This window comes from uncultured Roseobacter sp., from assembly GCF_947499265.1.
In the GTDB taxonomy this organism is placed as follows: domain Bacteria; phylum Pseudomonadota; class Alphaproteobacteria; order Rhodobacterales; family Rhodobacteraceae; genus Roseobacter.
In genome coordinates this window covers 141,436-156,451 of the sequence record NZ_CANMNK010000007.1, presented here as the reverse complement: position 1 = coordinate 156,451, position 15,016 = coordinate 141,436, and the positions used below count along the sequence as shown (strand labels likewise).

Annotated in this window: 15 protein-coding genes; 4 read left to right on the top strand and 11 right to left on the bottom strand. The window is 58.6% G+C overall.

Going from position 1 to position 15,016, the window contains the following annotated elements:
* The first annotated feature begins 80 nt into the window (after positions 1 to 80).
* On the top strand, positions 81 to 1,970 hold the full coding sequence (locus tag Q1A63_RS19190; RefSeq protein WP_299632379.1) for a GGDEF domain-containing phosphodiesterase: 1,890 nt from the start codon (positions 81 to 83) through the stop codon (positions 1,968 to 1,970).
* Positions 1,971 to 2,118: 148 nt separating this feature from the next.
* Here the strand turns inward: Q1A63_RS19190 and Q1A63_RS19185 are convergent, their stop codons facing one another.
* Complete coding sequence (locus Q1A63_RS19185) at positions 2,119 to 2,577, bottom strand: Lrp/AsnC family transcriptional regulator (protein ID WP_298974613.1); 459 nt, start codon at positions 2,575 to 2,577, stop codon at positions 2,119 to 2,121.
* Positions 2,578 to 2,716: 139 nt separating this feature from the next.
* Here Q1A63_RS19185 and ald point away from each other — a divergent pair, with 139 nt between their 5' ends.
* The gene (ald, locus tag Q1A63_RS19180) at positions 2,717 to 3,835 is read left to right on the top strand and encodes an alanine dehydrogenase (protein ID WP_298974609.1); all 1,119 of its coding nucleotides are present in this window, start codon (positions 2,717 to 2,719) and stop codon (positions 3,833 to 3,835) included.
* Here the strand turns inward: ald and Q1A63_RS19175 are convergent.
* The gene (locus Q1A63_RS19175; protein WP_298974608.1) at positions 3,825 to 4,721 is read right to left on the bottom strand and encodes a LysR family transcriptional regulator; all 897 of its coding nucleotides are present in this window, start codon (positions 4,719 to 4,721) and stop codon (positions 3,825 to 3,827) included. The genes ald and Q1A63_RS19175 overlap by 11 nt on opposite strands.
* A 100-nt stretch (positions 4,722 to 4,821) precedes the next feature.
* Here Q1A63_RS19175 and Q1A63_RS19170 point away from each other — a divergent pair, with 100 nt between their 5' ends.
* Entirely contained in the window at positions 4,822 to 5,103 is a 282-nt protein-coding gene (locus Q1A63_RS19170; protein WP_298974606.1) for a DUF1330 domain-containing protein, read from the top strand.
* A 56-nt stretch (positions 5,104 to 5,159) separates the two neighbouring features.
* Here the strand turns inward: Q1A63_RS19170 and mscL are convergent, their stop codons facing one another.
* Positions 5,160 to 5,588 carry a large conductance mechanosensitive channel protein MscL gene (gene mscL, locus Q1A63_RS19165; protein WP_298974603.1) on the bottom strand — a complete coding sequence of 143 codons (429 nt, stop codon included), beginning with the start codon at positions 5,586 to 5,588 and terminating at the stop codon, positions 5,160 to 5,162.
* 147 nt (positions 5,589 to 5,735) lie between these two features.
* Here mscL and Q1A63_RS19160 point away from each other — a divergent pair, with 147 nt between their 5' ends.
* A complete protein-coding gene (locus Q1A63_RS19160; protein WP_298974601.1) occupies positions 5,736 to 6,440 on the top strand; it encodes a glutathione S-transferase N-terminal domain-containing protein in 705 nt (234 codons plus the stop codon).
* Between the two features lie 83 nt (positions 6,441 to 6,523).
* Here Q1A63_RS19160 and Q1A63_RS19155 read toward each other — a convergent pair whose 3' ends face one another.
* From Q1A63_RS19155 to Q1A63_RS19120, 8 genes are all read right to left on the bottom strand, one after another.
* The gene (locus tag Q1A63_RS19155; protein ID WP_298974599.1) at positions 6,524 to 6,973 is read right to left on the bottom strand and encodes a YtoQ family protein; all 450 of its coding nucleotides are present in this window, start codon (positions 6,971 to 6,973) and stop codon (positions 6,524 to 6,526) included.
* An 80-nt stretch (positions 6,974 to 7,053) separates the two neighbouring features.
* The gene (gene pheT / locus Q1A63_RS19150; protein WP_298974598.1) at positions 7,054 to 9,453 is read right to left on the bottom strand and encodes a phenylalanine--tRNA ligase subunit beta; all 2,400 of its coding nucleotides are present in this window, start codon (positions 9,451 to 9,453) and stop codon (positions 7,054 to 7,056) included.
* An 87-nt stretch (positions 9,454 to 9,540) separates the two neighbouring features.
* A complete protein-coding gene (locus Q1A63_RS19145; RefSeq protein WP_298974596.1) occupies positions 9,541 to 10,347 on the bottom strand; it encodes a polyhydroxybutyrate depolymerase in 807 nt (268 codons plus the stop codon).
* 57 nt (positions 10,348 to 10,404) lie between these two features.
* Positions 10,405 to 11,175: a type 1 glutamine amidotransferase gene (locus Q1A63_RS19140; RefSeq protein WP_298974595.1), complete on the bottom strand. Its 771-nt coding sequence runs from the start codon at positions 11,173 to 11,175 to the stop codon at positions 10,405 to 10,407.
* Positions 11,176 to 11,197: 22 nt separating this feature from the next.
* Complete coding sequence (gene pheS / locus Q1A63_RS19135; protein WP_298974593.1) at positions 11,198 to 12,271, bottom strand: phenylalanine--tRNA ligase subunit alpha; 1,074 nt, start codon at positions 12,269 to 12,271, stop codon at positions 11,198 to 11,200.
* 118 nt (positions 12,272 to 12,389) lie between these two features.
* On the bottom strand, positions 12,390 to 13,382 hold the full coding sequence (locus tag Q1A63_RS19130; protein ID WP_298974591.1) for a hypothetical protein: 993 nt from the start codon (positions 13,380 to 13,382) through the stop codon (positions 12,390 to 12,392).
* Between the two features lie 99 nt (positions 13,383 to 13,481).
* A complete protein-coding gene (locus Q1A63_RS19125; protein ID WP_298974590.1) occupies positions 13,482 to 14,219 on the bottom strand; it encodes an amino acid ABC transporter ATP-binding protein in 738 nt (245 codons plus the stop codon).
* Positions 14,206 to 15,015, bottom strand: a complete 810-nt coding sequence (locus tag Q1A63_RS19120; protein WP_298974588.1) for an amino acid ABC transporter permease — start codon at positions 15,013 to 15,015, stop codon at positions 14,206 to 14,208. The genes Q1A63_RS19125 and Q1A63_RS19120 overlap by 14 nt, the downstream gene beginning before the upstream one ends.
* Between the last annotated feature and the right edge of the window lies 1 nt (position 15,016).

Below are 15,016 nucleotides of genomic sequence, written 5' to 3'. Positions count from 1 at the left end.
ACGTCGATCAATACTCATCCAAAGCGCGAGACAGCTCGTTTTTGAAACGGAGCAAAACCCCGCTGGCTTTTGTTTTCTGCATGACGGTGCTGATCGGGATCGGGCTTCATCTGGCCATCGACTGGGCGGTGAACAAGACCATCATGGCGAAAGCCGAACATGTCGCGATGATATGGGCGTCGAATTTTGATGCCGAACTGACCGATCTGGAAACCATTACCCAGGCAGGTGCGCTATCGGAACGCCAGCAGCAGGTCATCGACGCGGCCCTGTCATTTTCAGAAGTCTATTCGTTTACGGTCTTCGATCCGCAGGGCGTCTTGATCTATTCATCCGACTACGGCGTCGCCACCACGCCTTCGGAGCAATCCCAGAACCTGCAGGCAAAAGGCGTATTCGCATCACAAAGCCCGGCGGTAGACATCATCAAACGCGCATCTGCGAGCGATGTTCAAAATGTGTTCGTGCAGGTATTTGTGCCCGCCATTGGCGCCGAAGGCACGCCCATCGGTACCGTTGGGCTGTTTCTGGACAAAACACAAAGTGCAGCCGTTTACGCAAAGGTTATGGGATGGTTTGGCTGGCTGCTGCCGGGAAGCTGCGCAATTCTATATGCGTTTCCAGCCTTTGCTTATGTCATGAAACGCGAGCAAGTCCATGCGCGTACCAAGAAACTGGCCCTCCTGTCGCGATTTGATCAATTGACCGGAACGCTCAACCGGCATTCGATGAACGCGGCGTGTCACGAGATTTTTGAGCATCGGAAACCGGATGACATGACCGGGGTCTTCTTTCTCGATATCGACAAATTCAAAACCGTCAATGACGAGTACAGCCACGAATTTGGCGATGCCTATCTTCAGTTTGTCAGCTCTGCACTTGCCAGCAGTGTGCGCTCCGGCGACTTGATTGGCCGAATGGGCGGCGATGAATTTGTCATCGTGTTGCCCAATGCGACATTGGCCGAAATGCACAGCATCGGTGATGCCATTTTGCAAAAATCGCGCGCGCCCTTTGCGTTCAAAGGTACCACAATCCAGGCCAGCGTCAGCATTGGGTTCTACCTTGCGGACGCGGAGACACCCAAAAAAGACGCGCTACATGCCGCGGATCTGGCGCTATACCATGCCAAGGCCAATGGCCGAAACGCCATGATGGAATACTTCCCCGAGCTGGATAAAGCGATGCTCCGGCGGCGCGAGGTAGAAACGCGCATGCGTGATGCATTGCGGAGCAACACCTTTGAAGCGGTTTTCCAACCCATCAATAACCCGCAGGACAAATCGATTGTTGGCTTTGAAGCTTTGTTGCGTTTGGACGACAAAGATGGTGAGCCGATACCGCCGGACGAGTTCATTCCAATCGCCGAAGAGACCGGGATGATCCACCCCTTGGGCAGATTTGTCCTTGAAAGCGGGCTTACAGCTGCGAAGTCATGGCCGGATCATGTATTCCTATCCGTCAACCTGTCGCCCGCCCAGTTCAAGCACGGGAATCTGGTGGATCAAGTCGCGGAATTGCTTGAGACCTTTGATTTCCCCGGAAGCCGCCTGGAGTTTGAAGTCACGGAAGGCTTGCTGATGGCAGATGAACAACGGGTCTCGGACCAGCTGATTGGGCTGAAACAGCTTGGCATTTCCATCGCCATGGATGATTTCGGAACAGGCTATTCGAGCCTGGGGTATTTGTGGAAATACGACTTCGACAAACTGAAAATTGATCGGGTGTTCCTGGAAGGCTTCGACTTTGATCGTGAACGTTATCAGGAAATAATCGAGACCATCGTGGTTCTGGGTCATAAAATGGGGATGCAGGTCACAATTGAAGGCGTCGAAACAGAACGGCAACATGATATGCTGGATTTGCTCGCCTGCGATCAATACCAGGGGTTTTACTTCGGCAGACCGATGCCAGCAGATCAGGCCCTGAAGGCATTGTCGGAAGGCGATGACAATGTGTCCGCCGCATGATGTGACGCGCGGCGCTTAAACCCTAAAACTGCAGGATCCGAAAAGCAGTTCCGCGTTTGAGGCTTCAATCGAGAACAATACCTTCGACGAACGCTCGCCCGAAGAGGGCGCAGAAAAGTCGCATATCGCGCCATAAATCAAATCATGTTCAAACCGGCAGTGCGGTTGTCTTGAAAACCGTACGCAGCGCGAAACTCGACTGCATTTGCCCCACCCCCGGCAACCGTGCGAGATATTGGCGGTGTATCCGCGCGAAATCCTCCGTATTCTCGGCGACGACCTTCAGCAGGTAATCCGCAGTGCCGGCCATCAAATGGCATTCCAGCACATCCGGGATACGACGCACCGCCTTTTCAAAGGCTTCCAAAACCTCGTCCGCCTGACCTTGAAGCGTGATTTCCACGAAAACCGTTGTCGGCACACCCATCTTGCGCGCATCCAGCAAGGCGACATAATCACGAATATAGCCATCCTTTTCCAACCGCTGCACGCGCCGGTGACAGGCGGAGGGCGACAGATTCACCACCTCACTGAGTTCGGCATTCGCCATGCGCCCCTTGCGCTGCAGCGCCTTGAGGATACGTTTGTCTATCGCGTCCAAGCTCATTTCCGCAAAAATCTCCGACAGAATCTCATCTGAACGCTAGTTTATTCACAAAGGCAGCCGTTTGACGAGCCATATTTGGTGCCACATTGCGCGGGGCTTGTCGTATCCACCACACAACGACTTGGTGGAGGAGACACCCATGATTATCGGTTGCCCAACAGAGATCAAACCGCAAGAATTTCGCGTCGGCATCACGCCCAATGCGGCTCAGGAAGCCGTAAACCATGGCCATGAAGTCCTGATCCAGGCTGGCGCAGGCGCCGGTGCCGGGTTTGAGGACGACGACTACCGCACCGCTGGTGCCCGGATCATCGAAACGGCCGCGGAAATCTTCGGCACGGCGGATATGATCGTCAAGGTCAAAGAACCGCAATCCGGTGAGCGCAAGATGCTGCGCGAAGGCCAACTACTCTTTACCTACCTGCACCTTGCGCCGGATCCCGATCAGACACATGACCTTCTCGCCTCCGGCGCGACTTGTATCGCCTATGAGACCGTGACCGATGACCGGGGCGGTTTGCCATTGCTCGCCCCGATGTCCGAGGTCGCTGGGCGTCTCGCACCGCAGGTGGGCGCGTGGACGTTGCAAAAGGCCAACGGCGGTCGCGGCGTTTTGATGGGCGGCGTTCCCGGCGTGGGGCCAGCGCGCGTCGTCGTGATTGGCGGCGGCGTTGTGGGCACCCATGCTGCGAAAATCGCGGCTGGTATGGGCGCCGACGTGACCGTGTTGGACCGGTCGCTGCCACGTCTCCGCTATCTGGACGATGTTTTTGGCGGGGTGTTCAAAACGTCCTATGCCTCCGCAGGTAACACGCTCGAACTGGCGCAGGCGGCGGACATGATCATCGGCGCGGTCCTCATCCCCGGTGCCGCCGCCCCCAAGCTCATCAGTCGCGCGCAGTTGAGCCAGCTCAAACCCGGTGCGGCACTTGTGGACGTCGCAATCGACCAGGGCGGCTGTTTTGAAACATCCAAAGCCACGACGCATCAGGACCCGATCTATGATGTCGATGGCATCATGCATTACTGCGTCGCAAACATGCCGGGCGCCGTCGCCCGCACCTCTACCATTGCGCTTGGGAACGCGACGATGCCATTCATGCTGGCCCTCGCCGATAAGGGCTGGCGCCAAGCCTGCAGCGACGATCCGCACTTGATGAACGGGTTGAATGTACATGCTGGGCAACTGACCTATTACGCGGTCGGTAAGGCGCTTGGGATCGACGTGATCGCCCCAAGCGTGGCCATCAAGGGCTGACAAGCGTGTCGAGAAAGCGCCCCTCGAACAGGGGGCGCATGCGGTTTATTCTGGAGGCGGCGAATTCGGTGAAGGTTGTCACTTTGCGCGTGCCCCGCAAATCCGCATGGGTCAGTACCCAGATCGGCCTGTAGGGCAACAGCGGCACCCGTGGCAGCCGTTCCATCTCTGGCTCTGCGTCTCCCAGAAAACACGGCATCCGCGTGGCACCGATGTTGGCACGCACACCTGCAAGGGCCGCGTACATGTCATCCACCGTCAGGGTGACACGGCGCGTGGGCCAAGCCTCTTTCAACACGTCGGGCGGGCCCGGCCAATGCGCAAATCTTATCCAATCGAGGGGGAGCGTCGGATCTGCGCGCAGGCGCGCCGCCTGTTCCTTGCCCACATAGACTGCCGCCGATTGCTCCGTCACCCGCCGCCCTACCAGGGTGTCGCCGGGGGTGTCAGAAATGCGAAACGCCACATCGGCTTCATGCGCAGCCAGGTTCAACTGGCGATTTGCGGCAATGATTTTCAGCTCGATCGCCGGGTAGAGTTCTTTAAAGTCCTTCAGGATCGGGGCCAGCACCCTTTCGACCATCAGCTGCGGCGCGGTAACGGTCAATGCACCGCTAAGCTGCTGATCCCGAGCGCTCAGACTGCGGCTCAACTCATGGCTCGCGGTCTCCATCCGTTCCGCGATACGCGCCGCTTCCTGCCCGGCATCGGTTGGGCGATAGCCACCCGGCGCGCGGTCAAACAAGCGTGCGCCCATCGCACGTTCTGCAGCGGAAATGCGACGTGAAACGGTTGCGTGGTTTACTTTCAACGCCCGCGCAGCCCCGCTCAACCCGCCGTGTCGCACCGTTTCCAGCACGTATCTAAGATCATCCCAATCCACCATGCTGATCGTTATTGCACATGAGATATGCGCAGCTGAAGTGTTTTCGCACAAGGTCGGGGATCATAATTTCGTGTTTAGACATTTACCGAAAGGACACAAAATGACCGCACATGCCGTTGCCACCCTTAAGCTCAAAGATCCGGAAGCGCTTGCCGCTTATCGCGAAAAAGCAGGGGCTGCCCTGGCGCGCCACGGTGGCGCGGTCTTGCAGGCCTCTACTGAGCTGACCCGACTGGAAGGTGCACAATCGCTGCCGGATGGTGTCGCGATCTTGACGTTCCCGGATCGGGACGCCGCACAAGCATGGATCGACGACCCGGAACTTGCAGAAACCCATGCCTTGCGCACCAAGGGCGCGGAGACTTTGATCGCTCTGCTGTAGACACGAAAAAGGCCCGCATCTTTCGAATTGCGGGCCTTTTTGTACGTCTGTTTTTGTCAGTCAGCGCGCTTCAACGAGTCGCGGATTTCCAACAGTACATCCAATTCGGATGGGCCTTTTGGCTCCTCTGGTGCTGCCTCTTTTTCTTTCTCGGCGTTTTCCTTGATGCGATTGACCATCTTCACCAACAAGAAAACCACGAAGGCAACGATCAGGAAGTTCATGATCGCCATGACGAACTTGCCGACAGCGAAAACAGGCACGCCTGCTTCGGTGGCGGCTTCGATGGATGCAAAGCTTTCTTCGCCCAGAACGTAGAACCAACCGGAGAAATCGATGCCGCCTGTAAAGAGCGCGATAATGGGGTTGATCAGATCGCCCACCAACGATGTCACAATCGCCGTAAATGCCGCCCCGATGATGATGCCGACGGCCATGTCCATGACATTGCCTTTGGCGATAAAGTCTTTGAATTCATTGATCATAGGTGTCCCTCACACTGTCTTTCGTGGGCTTTTTCTTCGTGGTTTTGCCCAATGTGCGTTTGTTAACACATTGCTGCGCGCAGGCGAGACTGTTTTTGCGGGGAAATCCGCCTATGTCTTACCCCTAACTTTAGAAGGAGATGCCTGATGGCCGACCTGTCACACTTTATGATCAACGACAAATGGCCCGCAAAGGACCCCGGCGTTCTACAGTTGTACTCCTTCCCCACGCCCAATGGTGTGAAGGTATCCATTGCTCTGGAAGAAATGGGCATCCCCTACGAGGCGCATACGGTGACCCTGTCGGACGCGGACGTCAAAAGCCCGGAATTCCTGTCGCTGAATCCAAACAACAAGATCCCGGCGATTATTGACCCGAATGGCCCCGACGGCGCCCCGGTGACGTTGTTTGAAAGCGGTGCGATCCTGCTGTATCTGGCCGAAAAATCAGGAAAACTGCATGGTTCCAATGCCACCGAGAAGGCGCAAATATCCCAATGGCTGATGTTCCAGATGGGCGGGCTCGGCCCGATGTTTGGCCAGCTTGGGTTCTTCTACAAATTCGCCGGGTCGCAATGGGAAGATAAGCGTCCGCAACAACGCTACATTGACGAGGCCAAACGCCTGTTGGGCGTGTTGGACGGGGTACTGGAAGGCAAAACCTGGATTGCCGGTGATTACTCCATTGCGGATATCGCGATTGCACCCTGGTTGCGGGCGCTCGATTTCTACGAAGCAAAAGAGGTCGTTGGCTTTGCCGATCACAAGAATGCGGCAGCGTATCTTGAGCGTTTTCTTGAGCGTCCAGCCGTTGCCAAAGGGTTGCTGATCCCACCGCGCGAACCATCATAAACAAAAGCGCAGAGTAGTGTCTTTAGCTACTCTGCACGCCTTGTCCGAACCATGGACACATGTCGATGCGCGACCGTCCGGCTTTACGCGGGTAATGTGCCGGTCAGCACATATTTCAGGATGTCGACAACCTGCGCCGGTTCCTGCGCCACGGCCAGAGCGGCGGCATCCACCTCTTTCAAAGCATGCGCGTGATCGGGGCCATGCAGAATAATCAGCGACTTGCCCAAGGCTGACGCATAGCCTGCGTCAAAGGCCGCATTCCACTGCTTGTATTGATCGCCAAACCGCACAACCACCACATCCGCATCTGCGATGCCTTTGCGGGTACGGATCGCATTGACCATCGCCCCTTTGTGATCATGCCAGTATTTGTTGTCCTCGGCGCCCAGAATTGACACCCCGCAATCATCGCTGGCCGCGTGATCTGTGACCGGACTGTCAAAGGCAACGTCAAGAGACTGCGCCCCTGTCATGATCTGGTCCCGCCAGTCGGTGTGAATTTCACCGGACAGATAAACTTTGAGTGTCATGTCTTTCTCCTTGGTGCACGGGTGTGATCACCCCGCGTCAGGGTGACGACATAGAACGCAGCGACGGAATGTCCCGCAGCTTAGTCGCGCAGGACACCGCCGGTGGCTTTGGTGACCTTTTCCACGACCTTGGCGCTCACCGCTTCGATGTCTTTATCCTTAAGCGTTTCCGTCTCCGGCTGCATCCGTACGGTCAGGGCCAGTGATTTCTTGCCCGCCCCCAGACTGCCGCCGATGAATTCGTCGAAAATGCGCACGTCCCGAATGAGCGCCTTGTCCGCCCCCATCGCCGCATTGACGAGGGTCAGCGCTTCTACTTCAGCATCGACGACAAAGGCAAAGTCACGCTCGACAGCCTGCAGATCACTGATGTGCAGCGCTCCACGAGAGGCGCCGGTTTTGCGTGGCATCGGCACTTCGGCAGGCCAAAGGGTGAAGGCCATTGCCGGGCCTTTCACATCCATCGCCGCCAGAACTCTCGGATGCACTTCACCGAAAATGCCCAGCACTTTCTTTGGCCCCAGACAGATCATGCCGTGCCGCCCGGGGTGCCACCACTCCGCAGCACCACGCAGAATTTGCACCTTTGCCGGGGCGCCCATGGCCGACAGAACGGCCTCCGCATCGGCTTTGACATCAAAAACATCGACACCGCGCGATGCGCCGTGCACATCCTTTGGCCCGGTCCGCCCCACCAGCAATCCGCTCACCAGCAAATGCTGCTCCCCCGGTTCACCCCCGTGAAAGGCCGGGCCGACTTCAAAGAGCGCGACATCGGCAAACCCACGGGCCTGATTGCGGGCGGCCGCCTGCAACAACCCGGGCAAAAGCGCGGGCCGCATGTGGCTCATGTCACTGCTGATCGGGTTTTCGAGGCGCGTGGTATCGTCGCCGCCGCCAAAGAGCTTGGCGGATGCCTGATCGATGAAGCTGTAAGTCACGCATTCATTGTAGCCCAGGGCCGCGCAGGTCCGGCGCGCAATCGCCTCGCGGCGTTGCATCGGCGATAGGATCGGCTTGGGCACCCCGTCCGTAAGGCGCGGCAGGGGTTTGCCCTTCAGCTTCGTCAGTGACGCAATCCGCGCGACCTCTTCCACCAGATCAGCCTCGCCCTGCACGTCCGGACGCCAGCTTGGCACATGCGCCATATTACCTTCGAGGATGAAGCCCAGCGAGGTCAGCGTCTGCCGCTGTTCGCTTTCGGGAATGTCCATGCCTACCAGCGACTGGACACGTGCAGCGTCGAGCTTATAGGCGCGGTCGGTATCGGGAACCTTGCCCGCGACAATCACCTCAGAGGCCTCGCCCCCTGCGTGATCGAGGATCATGCGGGTGGCGTGTTCGATACCATAGGGCGTCCAGGCGGGATCGATGCCGCGTTCAAACCGGTAGCGGGCGTCGGAATTGATCTTGAGCGCACGACCGGTATAGGCCGTCCGAATGGGATCAAAATAAGCCGCTTCGATGAACACGTTCGTGGTCTCGGGCGTACAGCCAGACGCCAGACCGCCCATCACGCCACCAATGCTTTCGACACCATTGGCGTCCGAGATTAGCGTCATCCCCTCGCTGAAGGTGTATTCGGTTTCATCCAGGCCAACCAGCGTTTCGCCCCCTGCGGCGCGGTGTACACGCAAGGCGTTGCCGGCGATCTTATCCGCGTCAAAGACGTGCAATGGGCGGTTGCGGTCATAGGTGAAGAAATTGGTCACATCCACAAGGAAGGAGATCGGGCGCAAGCCAATCGCGCGCAGACAATCCTGCAACCATGCAGGTGACGGCCCGTTGGTCACGCCACGGATCATGCGGCCATAGAACACCGGGCATTGGTCCAGCGTGTCACCTTCGATGGTGACGGTAATCGGGCACGGGAATGCCCCTTCGACCGCGTCCACATCGCGTTTCTTGAGCTTGCCGAGCCCGCGCGCTGCCAGATCGCGGGCGATGCCGCGCACACCCAAGGCATCGGGGCGGTTTGGCGTAATCGCAATCTCGATCACCGGGTCCACTTTGGCCGGATCGTTCTCGGCCAGCCAATCGACGAAAGACTGCCCGACCTCGCCCGAGGGCAGTTCGATGATGCCATCGTGCTCGTCACTCAGCTCCATTTCGCGCTCGGAGGCCATCATGCCAAAGCTCTCGATGCCACGAATTTTGCCGACGCCAATCGTCGTATCGATGCCCGGCACGTAGACGCCCGGCTTGGCGACAACAACGGTGATACCTGTCCGCGCATTTGGGGCGCCACAGATGATCTGCTTGACACCTTCATCGGTGTCCACCTGGCACACACGCAGACGGTCGGCATCCGGATGCTTTTCCGCAGATTTGACGTAGCCGATGGTAAAATCGCGCAGTTTCGCACCCCGATCTTCGACCCCTTCGACTTCCAGTCCGAGGTCGGTCAGGGCGTAGAGGATTTCATCCAGCGTTGCAGATGTGTCCAGATGGTCTTTCAACCAGGAGAGCGTGAATTTCATGGGGTATCACCGGCGTCAATTCTATGTCGCGCCCTGATAGCTCAAAGCGACCAGAGGGGGAAGCCATAGCAGAGCCAATGGTGCGGCTTAAGGATATGAGTGCGGCAGCCCCAACAATTCGTCGAGCTGACGCGCGATCCAGCCATGCGGGATAAAATGCCCGCCCGGGTGGATATCAAGGCTGACACGCCCCCCGGAACAGTCCCATGTCGTCCGCTCAAAGGTCAGAAAATCGCGCGCATTCCACGGGCCTTGCGGGGCACCGGTGTCGCAACCGAATTTCTCCCGCCACAGATACACCGGGTAGTCCAACTCGCCATTTGGGCCGTAGGGATAGTCCAGAACCTGATCGTTTAACCCGTAAACCTGCCGCACCTCGCCCGGGGCGGTGGCGCAGTCCTCTGTCTGGCTGAGCGTTCCGGAAATGGCCAACAGGGCGGCCACATCCGCGCCATCCTCGCAGACAAATCGCCAGGCCATGTTGCTGCCCCAGGAATAGCCCGACACGAAAACCTGATCTGCGAGGACGGGGTAGCGCTTTTTGACATCCTGCAGAACCGCGCGCGCGAACCCGACATCATCGGTGCCAGCATGCCGGAAATCCCAACTGCGCCCGAGACCATTCGGGGCCACCAGCAAAACCCCGCGTCGGCGTGTTGCCCCGGAAATTCGCTGATGTTGCACGATCAAAGTGCCTTGTCGTTGCCACCCGTGAAAATGCAGCATGATCGGCAGAGGCGTCACCCCGTCCCAATCGTCCGGGGCGCGGACATGATAGCTGCGGTCGCCCAGAAGGCAGGGGGTCTCACCTTCGCACTCCCTGTTCCAGGGGCCCATGGCGGTGGCGGTATTTGCCCACAGCAGGGCACCCAGTAACGCTATCAAATACTTCATGAAAAGCACCTTAGGGATCACGCACCCACTGTCACTTCACAAGCACGATAGTTCGGATCAGAGGCTCGAAAGCCAGTTGCGTAATTCGGTCAACCGCATGTCCGATTGCATATCCTCGTAGCGCACGCCCAGGCGCTTTGCGGCCTCCGGGTCTGTGTCGGCGATCTCGATATCGCGCGCTTCCTGATCCGGCAGACGATCCCACGCACGCACCCGTCCGCCAATAAACGGCAGCGTGTATTCGGGATGATATTGCACGCCCCAAAAGCGGATGCCGTTCTGCTCATAGGCAAAGGCCTGCACATCGCTATGCGCATTTGTTGCCAGTAAAACCGCGCCATCGGGCAATTGCGCAACCTCATCCCGGTGCACACAAGGCACCGCATAACCATCCTGACGCCCAGCAAGCAGCGGATGGCGCCGACCGGGCGCGGTCAATTGAATGTCCCGCGCCAGACCATCTTCGCGACCATTCGGGGAGGCATGGTTGCGACCCCCCAGAACCGTCGCGGCAAGCTGCATACCGTTACAGGACCCAAGCGTCGGCAGACCGGCGGCAAAGCACCGCTGCATGGCGGCGGCCAGGGGTTTTGCTTCTGGCGCGTCCGTGCACCACGCAACGCCCGATCCGGTGAAAACGGCCCCGTCAAAACCTGTAAGGTCGGGCAAGTCTTCACCGTCGTAGGGGGATACGATGTCGATTGTCAGATCGCTGCGGCAGGCTTTCAGCGCGTCGGCGTAACCCTCTCCCGTGGTGTGCCCAACCTCCGCCTGATTGCGCGTGTTGGCATCGCCGGGATCGGAATCAACAATGAGAATCTTCAGCATGTTGCTTCCCCTCCCCGGCTGACTAGCGGCTCAGCCCACCGTGCAGATTGGGTTGGTCGAGGCTGGCGAAACCATAGTGGCGCAGCCAGCGCAGGTCGGAATCGAAGAAGGCCCGCAGATCAGGAACGCCGTATTTCAGCATCGCGATCCGGTCGATCCCCATACCAAAGGCAAAGCCCTGCCAGTATTCCGGATCGATCCCGCCTGCGGACAGGACTTTGGGGTGCACCATGCCACTGCCGAGGATTTCCAGCCAGTCGTCACCTTCGCCCACTTTCAGCGTACCACCTTCCCAGGAACAACGGATGTCGACCTCGGCCGAAGGTTCCGTGAACGGGAAATGCGACGCGCGGAAGCGCAGGTCCACACCGTCCACCTCGAAATAGGCCTTCACGAATTCTTCGAGCACCCATTTCAGATGCGCCATAGAGATGTCCTTGTCGATCGCCAGCCCTTCGACCTGATGGAACATCGGCGTGTGAGTCTGATCATAATCCGCGCGGTAGACACCACCGGGGCAGATGATCCGCATCGGCGCGCCCATCTTCTCCATCGACCGGATTTGCACCGGGCTGGTATGCGTGCGCAAAACATGCGGCGGGCGATTGTCGCCTTCGGCGCGGTGCATGTAAAAGGTGTCCATCTCCGCCCGCGCCGGGTGATGACCGGGAATGTTCAGCGCATCGAAGTTGTACCAGTCCGTGTCAATCCGCGGCCCTTCTGCGACCGAAAACCCCATTTCGGCAAAGATGGCGGTGACCTCTTCGCTGACCTGAGAGATCGGGTGGATGGTACCCTGCGGACGCCCGCGCGCCGGTAGCGTCACATCCAACCACTCCTCGCGCAGGCGCGCATCCAATGCGGCATCTGCCAGACCGGCTTTTTTCGCGGTAAGCGCGGAATTGATCTCGTCTTTCAACGCGTTCAGCACTGGCCCCGCCACCTGGCGCTCCTCAGGGGTCATTTTGCCAAGTTCACGCATTTTCAGCGCAACTTCGCCCTTCTTGCCCACAGCCGCCAGCCGGATGGATTCCAGCGTTGCCTCATCCGCAGCATCTGCAATCTGATCCAGGTATTTTTGCTTGAGATCGTCCATCTCTGCCTCGCAGGTTCATCTTGAAGCGGTGCTAGCAGAATGACCGATGATTGCAAGGCGCGCCCGCGCGGTGGGACCCAATGTTTTTCGATCCAAGTCAACGTACCTGATATGTGGATCACCCTATCGCCGCCAGCACGATGTCCGCCACAGCGCGATGTACCTGCTTTCGGTCGACATCTTTGTGGTCTGAAAAGACATCGATTTTCCCGACAAGCGACTTGTCAGACGGTGGCGAAAGAAAGGTGTAGTGCCCCACCTTTTGCCCCAGATCATACCGCTGAAAGCTCTTGTTTTGCTGCATCAGCCAATCCGCACATTGCGCGGAGGGTGCCTCAAGGTCCGCGCCGCCGGTCAGCACCGTAACAGGTAACTTCAGCGCCGCGATGGCCTGTGGGGTGAACGACCGGATCGGCGGCGCAGGTGCGATGGCGACCAGCGTCCCGATGCGGCTGTCGGAAAAATCCTCGCCGTGCCGGGCCCAAGAATGTCGAAAAGCCTCCGATGTTTTTTCGAGAACCGGGATGTGATCCGCCACGTCAGGAAACTCTGCCGGACCGCCGTCCGCTATGGTGTTGGCACGGCGCCAGGCGTCGAATGTCGTCAGCGAGGTTCTGGCGCCCCCCAGTGCCAGCACAGTATGAGCCCCGAGCGAAAAACCAATTGCCGAAACGTTATTTTCGTCAAACCTATTGGCGAAAAACCCGGTTGTGCCGAGCGATGTCAGCAGCAGGGAGAGGTCTGCCGCCCGTTCCCACCAACACAGGAAACCCGCTGCATCGTAGGATTCCAATCCGGTGTTTCCATGGTGATTGGCCCCGATAACCACATAGCCCTTGCACGCAAGGGCCTGTGCCAACCATCCCAGGCTTTCCGCTGTGCCGCCAGTGCCGTGCGACAGCAGAACCACCGGTAGCCTCGCCTTGCCGGCCAGATCGGCGTTCCGGATCACATGCCCCAAATCAAAGAAATGCCCCGCAGCATGCTCTGCATCCTCCTGACCCTCAATGGGGTACCATGCCGACCACGCAATCGGCCGGTCACCGCTGTTCTGCCAGTTTGGACGCGCCGGGTCGTGGATCTTTCCCGTTCGATAGCCACAGGCTGCCATGCCGATTCTCCTTCCAGGGCAAGGCTCTGTAAATATTTGAAAATTTTCAATAGAGCGATCTGTGGCATTGGATCAGCCAGCGTATCTCAGCAGCGACGCTTATCGCAGCACCGACCGTAAAAAGGCCTGTGTGCGGGCAACCTGTGGGGTGGAAAAAATCTCCTCCGGGGCGCCTTCCTCGACAATCACACCACCGTCCATAAAGCAAACACGGTCCGCCAGTTCACGCGCAAACCCCATCTCATGGGTCGCCAACAGCATGGTCATGCCTTCACCGCGCAGCTGGCGCAGGACATTCAACACCTCACCCACAAGCTCGGGGTCCAGCGCCGCCGTGATTTCATCAAAGAGCATAATCTCGGGGCGCATGGCCAGCGCCCGAATGACCGCCACGCGCTGCTGCTGACCGCCTGAAAGCTGATCGGGATATTTCTCGATATGCTGCGCCAGCCCGAAACGTTCAAAAAGGGCTTCAGCACGGACGCGCAGTGCACCGACCTCCTCCTTCAGCACCCGTCGTGGTGCCAGCAACACGTTCTCCACAGCGTTCATATGCGGAAAAAGGTTGTACGACTGGAACACGATCCCAATCCGGCGCCGTATCGGCCCCAGATCGAGTCCGGGTTCCGAGATGTCCAGCCCGTCGAGCAAGACAACGCCATCGTCAATCGGTTCCAACTGGTTGATGCAGCGCAGCAAGGTCGACTTGCCGGATCCGGACGCGCCGATCAGGCAAATCATTTCACCTGCCGCCACATCCATGTCGATGCCCCGCAGGACCGCATTGTCGCCAAATGACTTGGTGACACCGCGCAGGGACAGCTTAGCTTCTGGCATTGCGGTCCCGGTTCAGCAGATGATCGGCGTAGCGGGTTGCGGGCACCGTCACCATCAGGAAAATCACCGCGGCGACCACATAGGGTGTGAAATTTGCCAGCAGGCTTTTGTAGATCCCCGCCTGGCGCAGGATCTCCACCGGACCGATGAAGCTCAGCAGCGCCACATCTTTTTGCAGGGCCACCAGCATGTTCATATTGGCCGGCACAACCCGGCGGATGGCCTGGGGCAGAATGACGTAGCGCATGGTGTCGCGCTCGCTCAGCCCCAGACAGATCGACGCGTTGCGCTGGCTGGCATGGATGCTTTCGATGCCCGACCGCAAAACCTCAGCCACATAGGCGGAATAGGTCAGCACCAGGGCAACGGTGCCCCAGATATAGGGGCTGTTCCACGGGCGCGGCAGGCCCAGGCCCGGCACACCAAAACCGATCAGGTAGATCGTCAACACAACCGGTACACCGCGAAAGACATCGACGTAGACTGCGCCGAAAACCCGCAACGGGAAAAGCGCCGGGGCCTGCGCGCCCCTGGCCAGTGCAATCGCCAAGCCCAACGCCAGAATGAGCGGCACCGACCAGGCAAAAATCATCACGTCGATCAGAAAGGCTTTGAGCAGCGTCGGAAAGGTCTGCGCAAAGACCGCGCCGTCGAAAAAGCTGGCCTTCACCTGCGGCCAGCCTGGCGCCAAGGGCACAAGCACCATGATCGCAGCCAGGACAAGGGCCGTACTGATGCCCGCGACCCTCAGCGCGCGTCGTCGCTGCCCCGCCTCATATGCCTGTCTGCGGTTCATC